This window comes from Pseudomonas sp. AC070 (genome assembly GCF_979258635.1).
On sequence record NZ_OZ409871.1, the window covers coordinates 4,250,701 to 4,270,469 of the forward strand.

Sequence of the window (19,769 nt, forward strand, 5' to 3'; positions counted from 1 at the left end):
TCAATAAAAAAGGGCTGGTTTCTAACCAGCCCTTTTTTTGTGCCTGCAATTTAGCGTCCGACGTTAAGCCGGTTGCTTGGCATACCGTGCCAGTTGGGCGTCTTTGCTCATCACATCCAGCGTATTGGCCAGCACTTGCTCGCTGGTCACGTCCGCCTTGGAGAAAATGTTGCCGAAGTTTTGATGGGTCACCTGGGCGAAGTGCGCGCGGTCGCCTTTTTCAACGCCGAGCAACGTGGCGTAGGCGTCTAACGCTTCCCCCTGACCTTGGGCCATGTCTTCGGCAATGGAGTCGAGCATGCCGTTCATGGCCAGCATGGAGCGGCCGCCGTACCCGAGTTTGACGTGCGAGTCGCAGCCGTTGGTGCCAGAGGTGAGGCCAAACGTGGCGTTCCCGGACGTGCCGTTGGTGGTAGTCGCGAGCAAGTGTGGCGCTAGGCCGCGCTGCCCTTCAAACAGCATGTTGCCCCATCCGCAGCCACCGCCGCCGGCCTGATCGGCCTGGGCCGCAAAGCTGGCCGCGCTGAGTACCGCCACTATCAAACCTTTGCCAAGCAATCGCTTATCCATGTCTGCGCTCCGCAGTGATTGTTTTTTAAACGCTCTTGCAGCTTTGGTGACACATACCCCGCTGTCAAACCGACGCCGGACGACCGGTAGGCTTGGCACGCCTTCAGCGCTCATGCACCATGGCGCGCCGCCTCCCTTGAGCCCTGCTGCACGTGCCCGTTTCACTGCCTTTGTGGCGAACCCTTTGCGTTGTTTTTTTGGCCGTCATCACCCTGGCCGGCTGCGAGCGGCCGCCCGCGATTGCGCTGGATCAGCAGGTGTATATCTGGCAGCGGCAGTGGCGCGCGAGCCATGCCCAAGCGCTTGCCCAAAGCCGTGCCGACTTTTCCACGCTGCGCGTATTGGCCGCGCAACTGCATCCACGTGAAGGATGGATCCAGGCGCGCATCGACCCGCAGTTGCTCAAGCAAGATGGCCGGCCGCTGGTGGCGGTCATCCGCCTCGATGGTCAACTGCCCCGCCTCGACAGCGCCGCTATCGCCGTACAGATGAAGACTTTGATCAGCACCTGGCAGGCAATGGGCTTGAACCTGCGTGGCGTGGAAATTGACCACGACTGTGCGAGCAATCGGCTAAGCGAGTACGCCGCCTTTCTTCATACCCTGCGCAGCCAAATCCCACTTAACCTCGCCCTGAGCATCACCGCCCTGCCCGCCTGGCTGAGCAGTCCGACGCTGACCGCTGTGCTTGCCGAGGTCGACAGTTCGGTGCTGCAAGTGCACGCCGTTCGCCGCCCTTCGCTTGGCTTGTTCGAGCCAGAGCAGGCGCTGCGTTGGGCCGTTGCCTACGGCGCGCTTAGCCCGAAACCGTTTTTGCTCGCCCTGCCCGCCTATGGCGTGGCGCTGGCTGACAACGGCGAGGTGGAAAGCGAAGCGCCGCCGATGCAAGGCGGCACGCGCCGCGAGCTGCAAGCCGATCCACAGCAAGTGGCCGCATTGCTCAAACAATTGCAAAGCACGCCCATCAATCACCTGACCGGGCTGATATGGTTTCGCCTGCCGCTGGCCGAGGACCGCCGTGCCTGGCCGCTGGCGACGCTGCAAGCGGTGCTGCACCAGCAGCCGTTGCGCGGCGATGTGCAGGTCGTCGTGCTTGAGCACGGTTCGCTGTATGAAGTGAGCGTGACCAACCAGGGCAACGCGTCCGCCCCGTTGCCCGCGGAACTGACGACGCCAGCCAAAGGCTGCGAGGCCGGCGACGGCGCGCGCGATTACCGCCTGCAAGGTCCGCTCGACAACCCACGCTTCGTGCGCCAACAGCCCGCCCAACTCGCCGCCGGCCAGACCCGCGTACTCGGCTGGGTACGCTGCCATCATCTCGATCAAGGAGGATTTCGTGTCACACCTTAAGTTGCGTCGTCACGTGCTTGCCGTCGCCGTCAGTGCGGTTCTGGCGAGTGCCGCCGCCGAGGCCTGCGGCCCGGATTACCCGTTGCGATTGCTGGGCGACCGCGCCAACAGTCTGGCCGAGTTGCCTGAAAGCAACTTCACCTTCGAGGCCGGACGTCTCGCCGTCTCGGTGCCAGCCCTGAAACCCGCAGCGCCAGCAGACACCGAAAGCCGCTGGGATGAAGCGCAAAACCGCTACCTCGACGAGCGGGAAGTGGCCGAGCCCAAAGGTTTAAGCCCTGACCAAATGGCGAAGATCCTCGAACTGCGCCAGCTCACCGACGCCGCTCAGGCCGAAGCAGCGGGCGCAAGCTTGCCCGCCGAGCTGCGCCTTTACACCGCCGGCGCAGTGGCGTTCATGCAGGCGGACGATGCCACGGCGCAGGCGTATTTCCGTCAGGTGCTGGCGCTGCCGGCCGGCGAACGTCAGCTGCGCGGCGCCTGGGCGGCCTATTCCCTGGGACGCAGCCTGGCCCGTTCCGCCGACGCGGCGCGCGCCGCAGACCTCACCGATGAACAACTCAGCCACGCGCGCCAGGCAGATGTCGACGGCGCCAAACAAGCCTTCCAGCAAACCCGCCAACTGGTGCTCGACGGCGCCAGCGATGCCATGGAACTGGGCATCGCCAGCCTCGGCGAAGAGGCGCGCCTGGAACTGGATGAAGGGGATTGGTCGGCTGCTATCGGGCTGTACGCCAGCCAGCTGAAACTCGGCTCTACCACCGGCTACAGCTCCATGAAGGCGCTTGCCGTCGACCTCAGCCAGATGCCGGAAGAGCAACTGGCGCCGCTGCTTCAGCAAGTGCCGGTGCAGCGCCTGCTGACGGCCTACCTCATTAGCCATGCCGGCTGGTCGTATGGCGAGCAACCAGCGGGCGAGCAAACCTTGGTGAAACTGCTGCAACGGGGCGACATTGCCAATATGGCCAACGCCGACCGCCTCGCCGCGCTGAGTTATCAAGTGGGCGACTACGCCGCCACCGCCGCCCTGCTCGAACATGCGCCCGACAATGGCCTGACGTGGTGGCTGCGAGCAAAAATCGCCTTGCGCAACGGCGATCAGAGCAGCGCCCAGGCCGCCTATGCCAAAGCCGCCCAGGCCTTTCCTGAAGACGAGTCCTGGGGCTGGCGCCGCGACGCTGACTGGAACAGCGAAACCCTGCAGCCGCACTGCCGCGTCGAGGGCGAAGGCGCCATTCTGGCGCTGCAACGCGGTGACTACCTCGAAGCCTTCGAAGCCTTGTACCGCAGCGGTTATATCTACTGGGGCGACACAGCCGAAGTCGCCGAACGGGTGCTGACCACCGACGAGCTGAAAGCCTTCGTCGACGCCAACGTGCCGGCCCCGCCCTCGATTGCCACCCCGCCCGAACCGTACGTTTACCAACCGCGCTCAGTCGCCGCCCAACTGCGGCAACTGCTGGCACGCCGCCTGTTGCGCGACGGGCGCTATGACGAGGCGCCGGGCTATTTCTATGAAGTCAGCCTGCAAACTGCTGCTCGCGAGTACGGCCAAGCCCGGCAAGCGGCGCAGTCGCGCTGGACCGACACGGGTAAAGCCGAGGCGCTTTATCAGGCCGGCAAGCTGGCGCGCAGGCAAGGCATGGAGTTGCTCGGGTATGAAATGTCGCCCGACTTCGCCTGGTTCGACGGCATGTATTCCCTGGACCGGGTGCAGGTTCAGACGCCAGGTGGACTGTTGAGCCAAGCTGAAACCGAGCGGCAAAACGCCAACCTGGCGCAGCCCAACAACCGCTACCACTACCGCTGGGTCGCGGCCGAACTGGCTAACCAAGCCGCCGACTTGCTGCCGACCACCAGCCAGGCCTACGCCGCCACGCTGTGCCGCGCCACCGGCTGGATTATCTACAGCGACCTGCCGCTGGCGCAGCGCTATTACCAGCGTTACGTGGACAACGGACCGGTGGTGCCCTGGTCCGGAAATTTCGGCCAGAACTGCGAGGAGCCGGATTTCGAGCACGTTACCCAGCGCCTGTGGCAGTACCGCCTCGACACCACCTGGAAAGCCCTGCGCCCGCATAAATTCTGGCTGTTCGGCCTGGCGCTGGTCGCCGGCCTGGCAGTGGTGGGCTACCGGCGAAAAAAGCGCGCCGTCACACTTCAGCCAACGCAGCCATAGCCGGTGCCGCAGCCTTGGCTATAGTGATGGAACCGAAATGCCCCGATGAAATCGGATAGACACTGCCTACTGGAGCAAACCCCATGAGTGAGTCAACCAACGAGCGTCGGCGCTTCCAGCGCATTGCCTTCGACGCCAGCACCGAAATCGCCCAAGGCGATCAGCGCTGGACGGTTGAACTGCACGACCTTTCGCTAAAAGGCCTGCTGGTACAGCGTCCGGAAAACTGGAATGGTGATGTCAGCCAGCCGTTCGACGCCCATGTGCACCTGAGCCCCGACGTGCATGTGCGCATGGAAGCCACCCTGGCCCGCGACGAAGGCGGTTTGCTGGGCTTCGAATGCCGGCACATCGACCTCGACTCGGTCAGTCATCTGCGTCGGCTGGTGGAGCTGAATCTGGGTGATGAGGATTTGCTTGAGCGAGAACTGACCTCGCTCGGCGAGGCCTGAGGGAAACGACGTTCTATCCCCCCACCGTCATCCCCGCGCAGGCGGCGGTCCGACGGTTCGGGATCCAGAATATTTCGACGAACGCCTATTCAGCCCCAACCAAGACTGCGCGTCGTGAACAGCGCTGGCTTCACCGCCCCTACTCAAACAACGCATCCAACGCCTGCTCCAACCGCGTCACCGCAATAATCTGCAGCCCTGGCGGCGACTCTTTCGGCGCGTTGCCTTTGGGCACAATGGCGCGTTTGAAGCCATGTTTAGCCGCCTCTTTCAAACGCTCCTGCCCACTGGGCACCGGTCGCACTTCACCCGACAACCCCACCTCGCCGAAGACCAGCAAGTCGTGGGGCAGCGGCCGGTTGCGCAGGCTCGACATCACGGCGGCCATCAGCGCCAGATCGGACGCGGTTTCCATCACTTTCACGCCACCGACCACGTTTAAAAACACGTCCTGGTCGTGGGTCGGAATACCGCCATGGCGGTGCAGCACGGCGAGCAGCATCGCCAGCCGGTTCTGGTCCAGGCCCAGGGTCACGCGCCTCGGGTTGGCCAGGTGGCTGGTATCGACCAATGCCTGCACCTCGATCAACATCGGCCGTGTGCCTTCCCACGTCGCCATCACCACGCTGCCCGGCACTTCTTCCTGAGCGCGGGTGAGGAAAATGGCCGAAGGGTTCGACACTTCCTTTAAGCCACGGTCTGTCATCGCGAACACGCCCAGCTCGTTCACCGCGCCAAAGCGATTTTTCACCGCCCGCAGTAAGCGCAGGCGACCGTCGGACTCGCCTTCGAAATACAGCACGGTATCGACCATATGTTCGAGTACGCGCGGCCCCGCTAGCGCGCCTTCTTTGGTCACGTGGCCGACCAGAAAAATCGCCGTGCCGCTCTGTTTGGCATAGCGCACCAACAGCGCCGCGCTCTCACGTACCTGCGCCACGCCGCCGGGGGCCGATTGCAGTTGTTCAGTAAATATCGTCTGGATGGAGTCGATCACCATGACCTTGGGCTTTTCTACCCGCGCCGTGGCGATGATCGATTCGATGCAGGTTTCGGTCATCACCTTGAGCTTGTCTTCCGGCAAACCGAGACGGCGGGCGCGCATGGCCACTTGTTGCTGCGATTCCTCGCCGGTGACGTACAGCGCCGGCAGGCGCGTGGCGATGTTGCATAGGGTTTGCAGCAGGATGGTGGATTTGCCGATGCCGGGGTCGCCGCCGATCAGCACCACCGAGCCGTCGACCAGACCGCCGCCGAGCACGCGGTCCAGCTCCACCGAGGCGGTGGAAAAGCGCGGCATTTCTTCAACGCTGACTTCGGCCAGGGTTTTGAGCTGCGCCTGTTGCCCAGCCCAACCGGCACGTCCGCTGGCCGCCGTTTCGCTGCCGACCTCGATCATGCTTTCGACCAAGGTGTTCCAGGCGCCGCATTCGCCGCACTGGCCGGCCCATTTGGGGAAGGTCGCACCGCACTCGGTGCAGCCATACATACGCTTGGCCTTGGCCATCTCAACCCCCTCGCCGAAAAGCGCCGATGATAACGCAGCTACCCCGTTTCAACGCGGCGCGGGCGTGCGAATTTCACCGGTGGCCAGCCGAGCGGCGCTGTTGCCCAGGCCATCTTCGGCGTTCAAATCCGCACCTTTGGCGGCCAGGGCATCGAGCAGTTCCGCGCGGTTGAACAGGCCGGCGTACATGGCGGCGGTTTGGCCGGCGCCGTTGCGTTGGTCCGGGTTGCAATCGGTTGCCAGCAGGCGCCGGGCAATGCTCACCTCGCCCTTGAAAATGGCGCCCATCAAGGCAGTGTTGCCGCGCTGGTCTTGCTGACAGGCGTCGGCACCGGCCTGCAACAGCAGCTCCACGGCCGCTTGCTGGCCGTGGTAGGCCGCCAGAATCAATGCGGTGTAGCCCTTCTCATCCTGGCTATCGAGCGGGTAATGGGCGTCGATAAAGGTTTGCAGCACCGGTACATCGCCTGCCCGTGCTGCCTCAAAAAAGTAGCTGCGCAGTTGCGCCTGTACATCGGCGGGCTCGCTCGGAGTAGCCGCCGAAACCAGCGCGCTGAATGCCAATGCGCCGAGCAGTACAACGGTTCGAATAATCATCACAGCGCTCCTGAAAAAACGGCGGCCCTCAGCAGAAGGCCGCCGCTATTACCCTTAGTCCGACAGCTTGGCGGCCAAGGCTTTCACTCGCTCCAAGTCGCCCTTGGCGACCTTCGCGACACCCGTGCCGTATTCAGGGTCGGCCTTGTACAAGAACGACAGGATGATGTGCTTGCTCTGCTCATCGGTGGTAGCCAACGAACCGCCGAAGCTTGCGATCAGATCGTCGCGCTCTTTCTTGCTGTAAGAGCGGTACAGATCACCGGCCTGTTTGAAGTTTTGCTCGCGCTGAATCTTCTTCTGCTCAGTGCTGCCCGACAGCGGCAAGCTGCTGTAGCGCGCGCTGGCAACTTCTTCACGCGGCTCCAGGCGGCTGGGCTGATAGTTGACCCCCGAGGTGGTTTTGCCGCTGTTCATGGCGCCGTCCTGATTGCCGTTGTTCACCTTCACCCGCGGCTGGTTGATGGGCAACTGCAAGGCATTCGCGCCCAGGCGATAGAGCTGGGTATCGGCGTAGGAAAACACGCGACCCTGCAGCAAACGGTCTTCGGAAGGTTCGATGCCAGGCACCAGATTGGCGGGCGCCATGGCCACCTGTTCGGTCTCCTGGAACACGTTGTCGGTATTGCGGTTAAGCACCATCTGCCCCACTTTGCGCTCGGGCACATCCGGCCAGATTTTAGTGGCGTCCAGCGGGTCGAACGCGAACGAGCTCAGCTGTTCAGGCTTGAGCACTTGCACGTACAGATCCCATTTGGGGAAGTCGCCTTTTTTAATGTGCGCGATCAGATCATTGCCCAAGTGGCTGTAGTCCTTGCCCTGCACTTGCTCGACTTGTTTGGGGTCCAGATTATTAATGCCTTGCAAGGTTTTCCAGTGAAACTTCACATAACGGATTTCACCGTTGGCATTAACCAACTTGTACGCGTGCACACCATTACCGTCCATTTGCCGATAGCTGGCCGGGGTGCCGTAGTTGGAATACAGCTCGGTTAACGTACGGGTCGATTCAGGCACATGGGAGAAAAAATCAAACCGGCGCGAATCATCATCCAAGTTGGTACGCGGGTCCGGCTTAAAGGCGTGCACCATATCGGGAAACTTGATGGCATCGCGAATAAAGAAAGTTGGGAAGTTATTACCTACTAAGTCCCAGTTACCGTCGGCGGTGTAGAACTTGGTGGCAAAACCACGGGGGTCGCGCAGGGTTTCGGGGGAGTGGTTGCCGTGTACTACGGCGGAGAAGCGCACGAACACCGGCGTGACTTCGCCGGCGGCAAACACCTTGGCTTTGCTCAGGTCGCTGAGGTCGTTGGTCACCGTGAACGTGCCATGGGCCCCGGTGCCACGGGCGTGTACGACACGCTCAGGAATGCGCTCGCGGTCAAACCGTTGCAGCTTTTGCAGCAGTTGTACGTCTTGCAGCAGCACCGGGCCCGTGGCACCGGCCGTTTGCGAGTTCTGGTTGTCGCCTACCGCTGCGCCGTTATCGCGCGTGAGCGTGGCGGCCTGGACGGAGAGGGAAAGAAACCCCACACAAAACAGTGAGGTGGCAGGAACAAAGGTTTTTCTACTCATGATCGTCTCCCTATTATTCTTCAGCGCATCGATTGCGCTTTAGGAGACTAGAGCGGCAGTGCCGAGTTTCTAAATAGAAACTTCCAACCGAACCGATAAAGAGAAACTGCTAGTTGATGGAACAATGCAGGCGTATTCGCGCGAATAACTTACTACCCACATAAGTAACTGACCGATATCAATTCGAAATAAATACCAAACCTGCCGCGAGCATAAACCAGAAATAACCGAAACGTTAATTACATTATTCCGTCTATATAAAGACGGTTTAGGCGGACCAACCCGCTCCCTGGGCGAGCGGCTTGGCCCGCGTGGGCGAACTAACCGTCTTTGGCTGCCTTTTCCAGCCGTTGCGCAATGTCGAGGCTGAGTCTCACCCGCTCGTTTTTCAGCGCCTTGAGCGCCATGTCATCCATGGCCTGACGCCCGTCCTCCACCTGGAAAATCTGCTTATCCAGCGCCGCGTATTCGGCGGCGAGTTTGCTGAAGTGCGCGTCCTGGCCCAGCAGCCGTTGCAGCTCGCCCTGATATTCGGGGTATTCCACATGCAGCGGATGATGTTCGAGGGTCATAGGCCGTCTCCTGTCGCAATGGGTGGGTTGACTCTCTGACAGCCTAGACCAGAGGCAAAAACGGGGAACGCCCGGCGCCAGGGCCGGTCACTTGAAGCTGGGAGCGGCGAAACGGGTGCTCTACACTGCCCCCCAACCATCATTAGCAACAGGGAGTCGATCTATGAGCATACTCAGCGAGTTCAAAGCGTTTGCAGTCAAAGGCAATGTCGTCGACATGGCGGTCGGTATCATCATCGGCGCCGCGTTTGGCAAGATCGTGTCGTCGTTTGTGGGCGATGTGATCATGCCGCCTCTGGGTCTGTTGATTGGCGGCGTCGACTTTTCTGATCTCGCCATCACCCTCAAAGCCGCCCAGGGTGACGCCCCGGCCGTGCTGCTGGCCTACGGCAAATTCCTGCAAACCTGCCTGGACTTCGTGATCGTGGCCTTCGCCATTTTCATGGGCGTGAAGGTCATCAACAAACTGCACAAAGAGCACGCCAAAGCGCCTGCTGCGCCAACTGCCGAAGTGGTGTTGCTGACTGAAATTCGCGACCTACTGAAAACCGAGCAAGCGCCTGTGCCGCCCACCGTAGACAGGCAACAACCGCTCTGACCCTTGCCGTTCGGGGAGCGGCTTGAGCCGCTTCTAGAACAGGCTTTTGGCCAGGGTCGCCGCTGACATCAGCACCAGCACGCCACCGATCAGCCCATGCAATGCCATCGGCTTGCGCCGAAACAACACCTGCCCCGCCACATTCCCCAGCAGCGCCGGCACCAGCAGGCTGGCGGCCAGGCTCAGGTGTTCATGGCCGAGCACGTTCAGCCAGCACAAACTTCCCAGCGCCAGCACATCGCTCACGGCGAAAAACACAATGGCGGTGGCCCGCACACTCGCCGCTGAAAGCCCGCTGCGCAGCAAGTACACCACCACCGGCGGCCCGCCTGCCGACGCCATGGCCGTGACCAGCCCGGACACAAACCCCGCCGACACCGCCCAGCCAGTCTTCACCTCACTGACCGCCGCCGGCTTGCGCCACAGCACCAGCACCCCGCCCACCAGGCAGAGCAGCGCGACAACCGGCGCCATCCACTGTTCGGGCACGCGCGCCAACGCCAATGCCCCCACCGGCACCGCCAGCACCATGCCGAGCACCAGGCGAATGCCCACGCCCCGGTGAAACTGCCGGACCGCGCCCGACCACAGGCTTGCGCTGCACAGCAGGTCGAGCAGCAGCACCACAGGAATTGCCAATGCTGGCGGGCACACGGTGAGCAAGCCCAGCGCCAGCACCATGGCAAAACCGAAGCCGCTGTAGCCGCGCAACAGCCCGGCGACGAACGCGAGTATCAACAGCATGTCAGGCACCCCTGGTGGTGGAGGCGCAAGTGTAAGGAGGCGGCTCACCTTGCTGCGAGGGCCAGATCCGCCAAGTCGCCGAGCCACCTGGCGCGTATTGCACCGTTTTCGCTCCACGCACCGAGCGCGCACCAAAATGGCGCACCAAATCGGCCGCAGCCGCTACCATGCCGTCGATAAAAGCTGATCAACAGGCCAACAAAACCGCCGTCTTTGGCAGCGTTGCCCTGCCGAGCGCACCGCTTCAGCGCAAGAGGCACGGCTATTGCTCTAACCCGTCACAGTCCGAATTCAATTAAGCCTTTGATGAACGCACCGCTCACCCCAGCCCTGTTCACGCCCAACTGGTACGCCGAGTTGGAGCTGGCCTATGCCCGCCAGGGCGAGAGCACGCGCCCGGTCATGCGCCGGCATCAAGGCCCGCTGCGGGTGCAGAAGCATTTGTATGCCGAGGGGCCTGAGGTGTGTCAGCACATCATCGTGCACCCACCGGGCGGCATTGCCGGTGGCGACCGTTTGAACATCAGCGTGCAGGTGCAGGAGCAGGCCTGGGCGCAGCTCACCAGCCCCGGCGCGGCCAAGTGGTACCGCGCGGCGGGACCGGCGTATCAGCAGCTGAACATCAGCGTCGCCGCCGGCGCCACGCTGGAATGGCTGCCGCAGGAAACCATCGTCTACTCCGCCGCCCAGGCCGAGCTCACCACGTGCATCGAGCTACACGGCGATGCGCGTTTGCTCTATTGGGACATGGTCGCGTTAGGCCGCCCGGCCGCTGGCGAGCGCTTCGACAAGGGCCACTTTCAAGCCCACCTGGATATTCGCCGCGACGGCACATTGCTCTGGCATGAACGCCAACGGGTAATCGGCGGCGATGGCCTGCTCGACTCGCCCATCGGCCTCGACGGCCACCCTGTATTTGCCACGCTGCTCATCACCGGCGAGCTGGACGCTGACTTACTGGAACAGTGCCGCGAACTCTGCGCCGGGCCCCATGCCCGCGTGCGCGGCGACCTTAGCCAATTGCCCGGCCTGCTGGTTGCACGCTGCCTCGCTGTCGAGGCGCTGCACGCGCGAGCCTGGCTGATCGATCTTTGGCGTGTGCTGCGCCCGGCCCTGCTGGGTCGCGCTGCCGTCGCGCCGCGAATCTGGAGTACCTGACCGATGGACCTGAGCCCACGCGAAAAAGACAAGCTGCTGATATTCACCGCCGGCCTGGTGGCCGAACGGCGCCTAGCGCGGGGCGTGAAGCTCAACTACCCGGAAGCCATGGCGTATATTTCCGCCGCCCTGCTCGAAGGCGCGCGCGACGGTCGCACCGTGGCCGAGCTGATGCATTTGGGCACCACGTTGCTCAGCCGCGAGCAGGTGATGGAAGGCATCCCCGAGATGATCGCGGAAATTCAGGTTGAAGCCACCTTTCCCGATGGTACAAAGCTGGTCACTGTTCACCAGCCCATCGCGTGAGAACAACCAGATGATTATTCGTGACGCCCTTGCCGCCGACCTGCCCGCCATCCGCGACATCTTCAACGACGCCGTGCTCAACACCACGGCCATCTGGATGGACAGCACGGTCGATCTCGCCAACCGCGAAGCCTGGTTCGCCGCCCGTGCGCAGCAGGGTTACCCGATTCTGGTGGTGCTCGACGACAGCAGCGAGGTGGTCGGCTACGCCTCGTTTGGCGACTGGCGCCCCTTCGACGGCTTCTGCAACACCGTCGAGCACTCGGTGTACGTGCGCGCCGACCAACGCGGCAAAGGCCTTGGCCCGTTGCTCATGCAAGCGCTGATCGGGCGCGCCAAAGGCTGCGGCAAACACGTGCTGGTGGCGGCGATTGAAAGCGGCAACGCCGCCTCGATTCGTCTGCACGAGCGCCTCGGTTTCAGCATCACCGGACAGATGCCACAAGTGGGTCGCAAATTCGGCCGCTGGCTCGACCTGACCTTTATGCAACTGATCGTCACCCCCGAAAGGAGCGCGCCATGATTCCTGGGCAATACCAGATTCAAGACGGCGAAATCGAACTCAACGTCGGCCGCCGCACCGCCACGGTGAACGTCGCCAACAGCGGCGACCGGCCGATTCAGGTGGGCTCGCATTTCCATTTTTTCGAAACTAACGACGCCCTCACCTTCGACCGCGCCGCCGCGCGCGGCATGCGCCTGAACATTCCCGCTGGCACCGCCGTGCGCTTTGAGCCGGGGCAGTCGCGGGATGTGGAACTGGTGGAACTAGCCGGCTTGCGCCGCGTGTTCGGCTTTGCCGGGCGGGTGATGGGCGAGCTTTAAAAGCCCCTCACCCCGGCCCTCTCCCGCAAGCGGGAGAGGGGGCGTTGGCTTGGCTCCCCTCGCCCATTTATGGGAGAGGGGCTGGGGCTGAGGGCAAGGGCACACACAGAAGCACTTCTGGAAACCGACTATGAAAATCAGCAGACAAGCCTACGCCGACATGTTCGGCCCCACCGTCGGCGACAAAGTGCGCCTGGCGGACACCGAGTTGTGGATCGAGGTGGAGAAAGACTTCACCAGCTACGGCGACGAAGTGAAGTTCGGCGGCGGCAAGGTGATTCGCGATGGCATGGGCCAAAGCCAACTGTGCGCCGCCGACGTGGTGGACACCGTGATCACCAACGCGCTGATCATCGACCACTGGGGCATCGTCAAAGCCGACGTCGGCCTCAAGGGCGGGCGCATCGCCGCCATCGGTAAAGCCGGCAACCCGGACATTCAACCTGAGGTCACCATCGCCATCGGCGGTGCCACCGAAGTGATCGCCGGCGAAGGCATGATCCTCACCGCTGGCGGCATCGACACGCACATTCATTTCATCTGCCCGCAGCAGATCGAAGAAGCCTTGATGAGCGGCACCACCACCATGATTGGCGGCGGCACCGGCCCGGCCACCGGCACCTACGCCACCACCGTCACGCCCGGCCCATGGCACATGGCGCGCATGCTTCAGGCTGCGGATGCGTTCCCGATGAACATCGGCTTTACCGGCAAGGGCAACGTCAGCCTGCCGGAGCCGTTGATTGAACAAGTGAAAGCCGGCGCCATCGGCCTGAAGCTGCACGAAGACTGGGGCACCACGCCCGCCGCCATCGACAACTGCCTGAGCGTGGCCGACCAATACGACGTGCAGGTGGCGATTCACACCGACACCCTGAACGAGTCGGGCTTTGTCGAAACCACCCTCGGCGCGTTCAAAGGCCGCACCATTCACACCTACCACACCGAAGGTGCCGGTGGCGGTCATGCGCCGGACATCATTAAAGCGTGCAGCCTGCCCAACGTGTTGCCCAGCTCGACCAACCCGACCCGCCCGTTCACCCGCAACACCATCGACGAACACCTCGACATGCTCATGGTCTGCCACCACTTGGACCCGAGCATTGCCGAGGACGTGGCCTTCGCCGAAAGCCGCATCCGCCGCGAAACCATCGCCGCCGAAGACATTCTTCACGACCTGGGCGCCTTCTCCATGATCAGCTCCGACAGCCAGGCTATGGGCCGTGTCGGCGAGGTGATCACGCGCTGCTGGCAGACCGCTGACAAAATGAAAAAACAGCGCGGCGCCCTGCCCCAGGACGGCGCGGGCAACGACAACTTCCGGGTTAAACGCTACATCGCCAAATACACCATCAACCCGGCCATCACCCACGGCATCAGCCATGAAGTGGGCTCGATCGAAGTGGGCAAATTCGCCGACCTGGTGCTCTGGCGCCCGGCGTTTTTCGGCGTGAAACCCACGCTTATTCTCAAAGGCGGCGCTATTGCCGCCAGCCTGATGGGCGACGCCAACGCCTCGATCCCCACGCCCCAACCGGTGCACTACCGCCCCATGTTTGGCAGCTACGGCAGCATGCTGCATGCCACCAGCCTGACCTTCATCAGTCAGGCGGCCATGGACCTTGACGTGCCGGAGCAGTTGGGACTGAAGAAACTGATTGGCGTGGTGAAAGGCTGTCGCAGCGTGCAGAAGAGCGACCTGATTCATAACGACTACACGCCACAGATTGACGTGGATCCGCAGACGTATCAGGTGAAGGCGGATGGGCAGTTGTTGTGGTGCGAGCCGGCGGATGTGCTGCCGATGGCGCAGCGGTACTTTTTGTTTTAGGGGATGGTTTCGGGGGGATGGTTTTGTGGTCCCCGGTGAAGGTGGGGTTTGTGGCCGTTACGGTGTCCCCTTCACGAGCCTGGATCCCCGCGTGCGCGAGGATGACGGAAGTTTTTGTCAGGTCATCCGTCATCCTCGCGAACGCGGGGATCCAGAATTTCGGACCGTACGCGGGTCGGACAACCCAACCCATTCAAGACTCTGGTTTCCGAATCGTCGGACCGCCGCCTTCGCGGGAATGACGGATGACTATGCAAAAACCTCCGTCATCCTCGCGCACGCGGGGATCCAGAATTTCGAACTAAACGAAAATCCAAAATCACCGACTCAACCCCAACAACCCCCAACAATCCTGCGAATACCAATCCGCCAATTCCGGCCACAGATTCTCCGGCACATTCACCAGCACCGTCTGGGTCCCAGCTGCCCGCCCGCTGTCGAGGTCGAAGCGGTAATCGCCGACCATCACCATCTCACCCGGCGACACCTGCCACTGCTCGGCCAAGTGCAACAACCCACCGGGATGCGGTTTGGGCGGCGCTTCATCGCGCCCGAGCACATCGTCATTCGCGAAGCAGTCAGCCAAGCCAATCGCCTCAAGCGTCAGCAGCGCCAGCGAGTGTGCGTTGCGGGTCAGAATGCCGAGCTGATGCCCGCGCCCGTGCAGCTCGCGCACCAGCTCGACCGCCCCCGGCGCCGGTTGTGAATTTAGCGCCAGCTCGCGCTCGTGCTCCAGCAGCCACGCATGTTTGGCCGCCGCCACATCGGCCGGCAGTGCGGCAAGGTGGTGAAGAATGTCGTCTTCTGGGGGAATGTCCAGATGCCGGCGGATGGCAGCAAAGTCATGCACGGCAATGGTCAGCGTGCCGTCCATATCGAACACCCAATGGCGAATAGCAGCCAGGCTCATCAGTTCACTCCAGTGCGAAATAGCGCTGAAGTATACGGAGCATCGAGGCTAAAGCCTCTCCTACAGGCGATCACAAACCTGTAGGAGAGGCTTCAGCCTCGAGCTTTTTCTAACCGGCCACTCAGTAATTCAACGTCATGATGATGCTGTCTTGATAATTCCCTGCCGGCACGTTTTGTTGCGTCGCGTCAATCAGCGCATCAAAGGTGAAGTTCTGCGCCAAGCCGGTGCCCAGAAACGCCATCGGCTGGGCGGCGTTCCAGATCACCGTGGTGTCCGGCTGGTACAGGTTGTAGTTCATCCGATTCGCGCCGCTGGCCATGCGCCGCCAAGGGGCGAGGTAGTTGGCGCCGTTGTCGAAGCTGACGCTGTAGCCTTCGTTGTTGGTGCAGGTAACGTTGACGGTCTGGGTCACTTTGGCGAACTGGTTGACCAAGGCTTTGCTGCCGAAGTCGACGTCCAGAGTGGCGGTATTGATGAGGCACGATTTGGTTACCACCAGCGTCAAGGTCGCACTGGTCAACACGCCCGTGCCCCAGTTGGTTGGGTCGGTGCAAAACACAATGCCCAGCACCGGCGCGCAGGCTTGTACCAAGCCAGGCGAACGATCCCAGGCGCAGGCGCCGAGCAGACCGCTGTCGCAGATGGCGTAGTACCAGCGAAAACTCACGGTGCCGGTGTAGGTGCCGGCTTGTACGTTTGGCCCCAACGGCACAGTGAAGTACAGGGCAATGCCGTTGCTGCCACCGCCCAGCGACAACACGGTAAGCCCGGTGGCGGTGCCGGTGACGCCGTTTTGCAGCGGCGCGCCGCCCTGGGTCGTGCTCACGGTGTAGGGAATGCTGTAGCCGCCGTTGGTGAGGTTAAGGCTGGCGGTGTCGAGCATCAGGCGAATATATGAGCCGGACAATAACGACAGGCCGCCCGTGCAACTGATGCCCGCTGCGCCGTAGTTGCCGACGGTGGTGGTTTTCAAGGCCAGCGAGCTGATGGTGCCGAGGCTGACGTTAGTGGCGCCGGTGGTACACACCGCGCTCGCCAGCCCACTGACACTCAACAGCAGCGCGCCCAGCAGCCAACGGCGCAAGTAACGGAGCAGGCCCGGCGGGCTGCCAATGTTCGACATGGGGCGCATGTGCCCTCCTCTATTGAGCGGCTCACCGGCAGGTCAACGGACCCACCAAGGTGACTTCTTCATCCGTGTCGGCCAGGGCGAATGCGGTTTTGCACACCTGACCATCAGGGCGCGTGACAAGCAGCGCGTTCTGCGCACTCAGGCCTTCGAAATAAACCAACCCGTCCCAGCCCACGAAGGCCCGCAGCGTGGTGCCTTCCACCTTCACTTCGCTGCCACGGGGAATGACTTCGCCGCGGCTGTCGATCAGCACAATGCTGGCGGCGACCACGCGGTGCAGGTCGAAGGTGAGCAGCGCGCCGCTGCCCTGGTGCACGGCGATTTTGTTTTCCACCTGCGGCACGCGAAAGTTGGCGGGCAGGCCGAGGGGGTCGATTTCGTATTGGCCGCCGTAGTACGACGGCACCGAGGGCACCAGCAGATGGCCGCTCTTGTTGGTATTGCCCATCAGCTGATGCTCGAAGCTCACGGGCACATCGCTGACGCCATTGGTGCTGATCAACACAAAGGCATCGTCCACTCGATTGCCGGGGAACACCTCGCCGTCCATGGCGATAAACGAGCCGGTGACGTCGCCCCATTGCGTCAGGCGCCCGTCGTCGCGGTACACGCCGCCTTGCAGCTGCGCATAGGGCGTGCGCCAGGTGACGTCGGCCTGTTCGTAGGTGCCGCCGCCGGTGGCGTACCCGAGGTTGTAACCCACGCCGCCACTGGGCGGCGGCGTGCGGCCGAAGTTGACGCGCTCGCGCAACTGGCCCTGGGTGTCGCGCTCGACGCTGGCGCTGAAGGTGGAGCGCAGGTCGAACGGAATGATCAGCTGCATCACCGCCGAGTATCCCTCGCCGTCGAGGTCGCGGTTCATCGCCACGTACATGCTGCTGTTGCCCCACAGGCTGCGCGACCACGACAGGTTGACCAACCGCGTGCGCTGGCCGTCCATGGTTTCGCTGGCGAAGTAGCCGACGCCGACATTGCCGAGGTTGCCGGGGCTGAAGGAAAAGGTGATCTGGTCACTGGATTTGGCCAGCGTCAGCTCATCGCGCCCAATCTCCAGTGCGCTGAGCATGCTCACGTCGACAAAGCCTTTGCTGCGCTCGACATGCTGGGCGCCGAAGCCGAAGCGGTTGGAGTAATAGCTGTAACCAACGTTGGCCTGCTGGCCTGTGCTGCCTTCGTACTGACTCTGGGCGAACGAGCTGCTGAGCGTGCCGAAATTGCCCAGGCCGATAGTGGCGCCCAGGCCGCCCAGGCGCAGTGCTTCGCCGACTTCGGCGTGGGTTTCGGCGGTGAAAAAATCGGTCACGCCGTAGCGGAACGTGCCGCTGCCGACCGAGGCGCCGTAGGAGAAGTTCTTTAGCCCATAGTCGTCGCGCAATTTGCCGGCCGACACCGAGTAGTCGTAGAGGTCTTCCTGCAACAGGGAGTTGGTGACGTAGAACGGCACGTCGGTCGCCACCTGCCGGCCGAGCGCGTCGGTGGTGACGACGGTGGCGTTACCGGCGCCGCTGATATACGGCACGTTGCTGACGGTATAGGGGCCGGGGTTGAGCTGGTCGCTGCTGACCTTGGCGTTGTTGATAAACAGATCGACGGAGGTCGGCACGCTGGCTTCGCCGGTAAAGCGCGGCAGCGGGTAGGTGATCAGGTCAGGGCGCAGGGCGAAGTTGCGTGACACCTGCACGCCACCGATACGCACGGCGCTGTTCCAGGTGAGCGCGCCGGTGATCAGGTCGCCGGCGATGTAGCGCGTCATGGTTTCCTGATTGTTGTAGCGCCAGTAGGTGTCGTAGCGCATGTAGCCGTCCTGGTCGGCGCCCAGTTCGTTGAAGCTGTGGCGGTACACGCCGGTATTGCCCACCACACCTGCGCTGCCAAATACGCGCTGCTCCAAAAAGCCGCTGAGGTAATGGCTGCCGTCTTCGGTGTCGTTGTAATAGGCGTCGTAGTTGAACAGCACACCCAACGAGCTTTGCGCCGGCACCGAGGCGTACACCGAGCGCTCGCCCACCTGCTGCTCGGGCAGCCAGTCGCTGGGCAGCACAAGCTTTAAACGCTGTAATTCCTGGTCATAACTGAATTGCAAACCGCTGACGGTATCCAGTGCCTGCTCGCCGCTGGCTCCTTCTGCCAGGCGCACGCCCACGGCGCGTAACTCTTCGCTGTCGACGAAATAACGCTCACCGCGAACGGTCACCTGCACCACGCGATCACTGGGCAATTCATTCACCACCAATTCCAGAAACAAGGTGTATTCGCCGGCTGCGGCGTCCGCTGCCGCCGGTACGTCGGGCGTTGCCTCGGGCACTGCGCTGGGGCGCATTCGTGCGGCCGGCAAGCCGTCCAGCTGCGGCGCAGGTGCCGGCAACTGCGGCGCCCCGGCGGTTGCTGAAGGCGGCGTGGCGGCCACGGCGTCACGCAAGGGCATGGGCTCGTTTGCCGCGACCACCACTGTCGGCCCCGCCGTCGTTTGCTGAGGCGCGGCGGCCACCGGCACGGCAGGCGCGGCGGCCAAGGCGTCGCGCAAGGGCCAGGGCATGGAGCTGGTCGCCTGCGCGCTGGGCAACCACACCGCCAGGCAGGTGAACAGCACATACGCGCCACCGGCGCCGCCCTTAAAAGGCGACGGCGTCGGCGCTTCCCTGACGCTCAGCATCCGCTTTGCTGACTATCGTTGCGGCGAAATCGGCTGGAGATCAGCCAGTTCGTTTATTCGAGCCTCCAACGCAAACGAGTCGCCCGCTACGGCAGCTGGCAACTCCCAGCGCATTCGCGCACCGGGCAATACGTAACCGAGCAAGCCTTCGGCGATTACCGTGCGTTTTTCGCCCTGTTTTACCGACACGCTCGCCAATCGCGCGTGGGCCGGTCCCTGATTGTTGAGTAGCAGGAAGCGCTTGCCGCCCTCGTTCTGCACCTGGAAACGCAGGTCGGGTTTGAGCAATTGAATGCCCGGTTCCGGTTTGCTGGTAGCGCTGGCCAGGCTTACGCCATCGCCGAACACGAACAGCGGCACGGAATAGCGCATCTGGAATTTCACGCCGAGGGCAGCATCGGTTTTGGCGTCGGGCGGCAACAGTTCGTCCACCAGCACGCGGAAGGTTTGCTCGGTGGCGGCCGGCACGGCCTGCATCTTCATCAGGCGGATCATCTGCCGCTTGCCCGGCTCGATGGTGGCCACGGGCGGACTGGCGACCACGGTGCGCTGCGCGCTGAGTTGGTCGCCATAGTCGGCCTGGCCCCAGGCCAACACCCGGATCTGCAAGCTGATGGGCGCCTGCCCGCGATTTTCCAGCCACAACGCAGCGGCCTTTTGCGAGCCCTCGATTTGCGGATTGATGGGCCAGATCAGCACTGAACTGGCGGCCTCAGCCAGCCCACTGGCCAGCGCAAGCAGCAACGCTGCAACGGGCAGAATCCGGTAACGGCTCCATTCAGGCATTGGAAGCTCCTTTTAGGTT

19 protein-coding genes are annotated in these 19,769 nt (G+C 62.7%); 9 read left to right on the forward strand and 10 right to left on the reverse strand.

All coding sequences use genetic code 11. The features are described 5' to 3' along the window. Positions 1 to 63: 63 nt before the first annotated feature. Positions 64 to 570 carry a DUF3015 domain-containing protein gene (locus ACZZ0Q_RS18980; protein WP_463541190.1) on the reverse strand — a complete coding sequence of 169 codons (507 nt, stop codon included), beginning with the start codon at positions 568 to 570 and terminating at the stop codon, positions 64 to 66. Between the two features lie 197 nt (positions 571 to 767). Between ACZZ0Q_RS18980 and ACZZ0Q_RS18985 the strand changes: the two genes are divergently transcribed. From ACZZ0Q_RS18985 to ACZZ0Q_RS18995, 3 genes are all read left to right on the forward strand, one after another. Further along, positions 768 to 1,919: a DUF3142 domain-containing protein gene (locus ACZZ0Q_RS18985; RefSeq protein ID WP_463560846.1), complete on the forward strand. Its 1,152-nt coding sequence runs from the start codon at positions 768 to 770 to the stop codon at positions 1,917 to 1,919. Beyond that, on the forward strand, positions 1,906 to 4,098 hold the full coding sequence (locus ACZZ0Q_RS18990; RefSeq protein ID WP_463541188.1) for a hypothetical protein: 2,193 nt from the start codon (positions 1,906 to 1,908) through the stop codon (positions 4,096 to 4,098). The genes ACZZ0Q_RS18985 and ACZZ0Q_RS18990 overlap by 14 nt, the downstream gene beginning before the upstream one ends. 83 nt (positions 4,099 to 4,181) lie before the next feature. After that, positions 4,182 to 4,550, forward strand: a complete 369-nt coding sequence (locus ACZZ0Q_RS18995) for a PilZ domain-containing protein (protein WP_122492899.1) — start codon at positions 4,182 to 4,184, stop codon at positions 4,548 to 4,550. Between the two features lie 139 nt (positions 4,551 to 4,689). Here the strand turns inward: ACZZ0Q_RS18995 and radA are convergent, their stop codons facing one another. The 4 genes from radA to ACZZ0Q_RS19015 form a co-directional block, all read right to left on the reverse strand. After that, positions 4,690 to 6,057 (reverse strand): DNA repair protein RadA, encoded by a 1,368-nt coding sequence (gene radA, locus ACZZ0Q_RS19000; protein WP_122492900.1) that lies wholly within the window; start codon positions 6,055 to 6,057, stop codon positions 4,690 to 4,692. A 48-nt stretch (positions 6,058 to 6,105) separates the two neighbouring features. Continuing rightward, positions 6,106 to 6,654: an ankyrin repeat domain-containing protein gene (locus tag ACZZ0Q_RS19005; protein WP_463541187.1), complete on the reverse strand. Its 549-nt coding sequence runs from the start codon at positions 6,652 to 6,654 to the stop codon at positions 6,106 to 6,108. A gap of 54 nt (positions 6,655 to 6,708) precedes the next feature. Further along, complete coding sequence (katB, locus tag ACZZ0Q_RS19010) at positions 6,709 to 8,232, reverse strand: catalase KatB (protein WP_463541186.1); 1,524 nt, start codon at positions 8,230 to 8,232, stop codon at positions 6,709 to 6,711. A 320-nt stretch (positions 8,233 to 8,552) separates the two neighbouring features. After that, entirely contained in the window at positions 8,553 to 8,804 is a 252-nt protein-coding gene (locus ACZZ0Q_RS19015) for a YdcH family protein (RefSeq protein ID WP_463541185.1), read from the reverse strand. 163 nt (positions 8,805 to 8,967) lie between these two features. Between ACZZ0Q_RS19015 and mscL the strand changes: the two genes are divergently transcribed. After that, positions 8,968 to 9,402 carry a large-conductance mechanosensitive channel protein MscL gene (gene mscL, locus ACZZ0Q_RS19020; protein ID WP_463541184.1) on the forward strand — a complete coding sequence of 145 codons (435 nt, stop codon included), beginning with the start codon at positions 8,968 to 8,970 and terminating at the stop codon, positions 9,400 to 9,402. 33 nt (positions 9,403 to 9,435) lie between these two features. On the opposite strand, the gene ACZZ0Q_RS19025 is transcribed toward mscL, so the two are convergent. Next, positions 9,436 to 10,146, reverse strand: a complete 711-nt coding sequence (locus tag ACZZ0Q_RS19025; RefSeq protein ID WP_463541183.1) for a sulfite exporter TauE/SafE family protein — start codon at positions 10,144 to 10,146, stop codon at positions 9,436 to 9,438. Between the two features lie 306 nt (positions 10,147 to 10,452). Between ACZZ0Q_RS19025 and ACZZ0Q_RS19030 the strand changes: the two genes are divergently transcribed. From ACZZ0Q_RS19030 to ureC, 5 genes are all read left to right on the forward strand, one after another. Further along, positions 10,453 to 11,304: an urease accessory protein UreD gene (locus ACZZ0Q_RS19030; RefSeq protein WP_463541182.1), complete on the forward strand. Its 852-nt coding sequence runs from the start codon at positions 10,453 to 10,455 to the stop codon at positions 11,302 to 11,304. 3 nt (positions 11,305 to 11,307) lie between these two features. Continuing rightward, entirely contained in the window at positions 11,308 to 11,610 is a 303-nt protein-coding gene (gene ureA / locus ACZZ0Q_RS19035; protein WP_463541181.1) for an urease subunit gamma, read from the forward strand. A gap of 10 nt (positions 11,611 to 11,620) precedes the next feature. Further along, complete coding sequence (locus ACZZ0Q_RS19040) at positions 11,621 to 12,133, forward strand: N-acetyltransferase family protein (protein ID WP_463541180.1); 513 nt, start codon at positions 11,621 to 11,623, stop codon at positions 12,131 to 12,133. Continuing rightward, entirely contained in the window at positions 12,130 to 12,435 is a 306-nt protein-coding gene (locus tag ACZZ0Q_RS19045; protein WP_463541179.1) for an urease subunit beta, read from the forward strand. The genes ACZZ0Q_RS19040 and ACZZ0Q_RS19045 overlap by 4 nt, the downstream gene beginning before the upstream one ends. A 130-nt stretch (positions 12,436 to 12,565) precedes the next feature. Beyond that, the gene (gene ureC, locus ACZZ0Q_RS19050; RefSeq protein ID WP_463541178.1) at positions 12,566 to 14,266 is read left to right on the forward strand and encodes an urease subunit alpha; all 1,701 of its coding nucleotides are present in this window, start codon (positions 12,566 to 12,568) and stop codon (positions 14,264 to 14,266) included. Positions 14,267 to 14,585: 319 nt separating this feature from the next. Here the strand turns inward: ureC and ACZZ0Q_RS19055 are convergent, their stop codons facing one another. From ACZZ0Q_RS19055 to ACZZ0Q_RS19070, 4 genes are all read right to left on the reverse strand, one after another. Continuing rightward, positions 14,586 to 15,176 (reverse strand): HAD family hydrolase, encoded by a 591-nt coding sequence (locus ACZZ0Q_RS19055; RefSeq protein ID WP_463541177.1) that lies wholly within the window; start codon positions 15,174 to 15,176, stop codon positions 14,586 to 14,588. Between the two features lie 121 nt (positions 15,177 to 15,297). Further along, positions 15,298 to 16,311, reverse strand: a complete 1,014-nt coding sequence (locus ACZZ0Q_RS19060; protein WP_463541176.1) for a Csu type fimbrial protein — start codon at positions 16,309 to 16,311, stop codon at positions 15,298 to 15,300. A gap of 22 nt (positions 16,312 to 16,333) precedes the next feature. Then, positions 16,334 to 18,964, reverse strand: coding sequence for a fimbria/pilus outer membrane usher protein (locus tag ACZZ0Q_RS19065; RefSeq protein WP_463541175.1), 2,631 nt, complete (start codon positions 18,962 to 18,964; stop codon positions 16,334 to 16,336). Positions 18,965 to 18,976: 12 nt separating this feature from the next. After that, a complete protein-coding gene (locus tag ACZZ0Q_RS19070) occupies positions 18,977 to 19,750 on the reverse strand; it encodes a fimbrial biogenesis chaperone (RefSeq protein ID WP_463541174.1) in 774 nt (257 codons plus the stop codon). Positions 19,751 to 19,769 lie beyond the last annotated feature (19 nt).

Bases quoted from the DNA above. Each gene is read 5' to 3' on its own strand.
- ureC (WP_463541178.1), top strand. From the start codon at position 12,566: ATGAAAATCAGCAGACAAGCCTACGCCGACATGTTCGGCCCCACCGTC.
- radA (WP_122492900.1), bottom strand. From the start codon at position 6,057: ATGGCCAAGGCCAAGCGTATGTATGGCTGCACCGAGTGCGGTGCGACC.
- ACZZ0Q_RS18980 (WP_463541190.1), bottom strand. From the start codon at position 570: ATGGATAAGCGATTGCTTGGCAAAGGTTTGATAGTGGCGGTACTCAGC.
- ACZZ0Q_RS19040 (WP_463541180.1), top strand. From the start codon at position 11,621: ATGATTATTCGTGACGCCCTTGCCGCCGACCTGCCCGCCATCCGCGAC.
- ACZZ0Q_RS19005 (WP_463541187.1), bottom strand. From the start codon at position 6,654: ATGATTATTCGAACCGTTGTACTGCTCGGCGCATTGGCATTCAGCGCG.
- ACZZ0Q_RS19030 (WP_463541182.1), top strand. From the start codon at position 10,453: ATGAACGCACCGCTCACCCCAGCCCTGTTCACGCCCAACTGGTACGCC.
- ACZZ0Q_RS19065 (WP_463541175.1), bottom strand. From the start codon at position 18,964: ATGCTGAGCGTCAGGGAAGCGCCGACGCCGTCGCCTTTTAAGGGCGGC.
- ACZZ0Q_RS19055 (WP_463541177.1), bottom strand. From the start codon at position 15,176: ATGAGCCTGGCTGCTATTCGCCATTGGGTGTTCGATATGGACGGCACG.
- ACZZ0Q_RS18995 (WP_122492899.1), top strand. From the start codon at position 4,182: ATGAGTGAGTCAACCAACGAGCGTCGGCGCTTCCAGCGCATTGCCTTC.
- ACZZ0Q_RS19060 (WP_463541176.1), bottom strand. From the start codon at position 16,311: ATGCGCCCCATGTCGAACATTGGCAGCCCGCCGGGCCTGCTCCGTTAC.
- ACZZ0Q_RS19015 (WP_463541185.1), bottom strand. From the start codon at position 8,804: ATGACCCTCGAACATCATCCGCTGCATGTGGAATACCCCGAATATCAG.
- ureA (WP_463541181.1), top strand. From the start codon at position 11,308: ATGGACCTGAGCCCACGCGAAAAAGACAAGCTGCTGATATTCACCGCC.
- katB (WP_463541186.1), bottom strand. From the start codon at position 8,232: ATGAGTAGAAAAACCTTTGTTCCTGCCACCTCACTGTTTTGTGTGGGG.
- mscL (WP_463541184.1), top strand. From the start codon at position 8,968: ATGAGCATACTCAGCGAGTTCAAAGCGTTTGCAGTCAAAGGCAATGTC.
- ACZZ0Q_RS19025 (WP_463541183.1), bottom strand. From the start codon at position 10,146: ATGCTGTTGATACTCGCGTTCGTCGCCGGGCTGTTGCGCGGCTACAGC.
- ACZZ0Q_RS19045 (WP_463541179.1), top strand. From the start codon at position 12,130: ATGATTCCTGGGCAATACCAGATTCAAGACGGCGAAATCGAACTCAAC.
- ACZZ0Q_RS19070 (WP_463541174.1), bottom strand. From the start codon at position 19,750: ATGCCTGAATGGAGCCGTTACCGGATTCTGCCCGTTGCAGCGTTGCTG.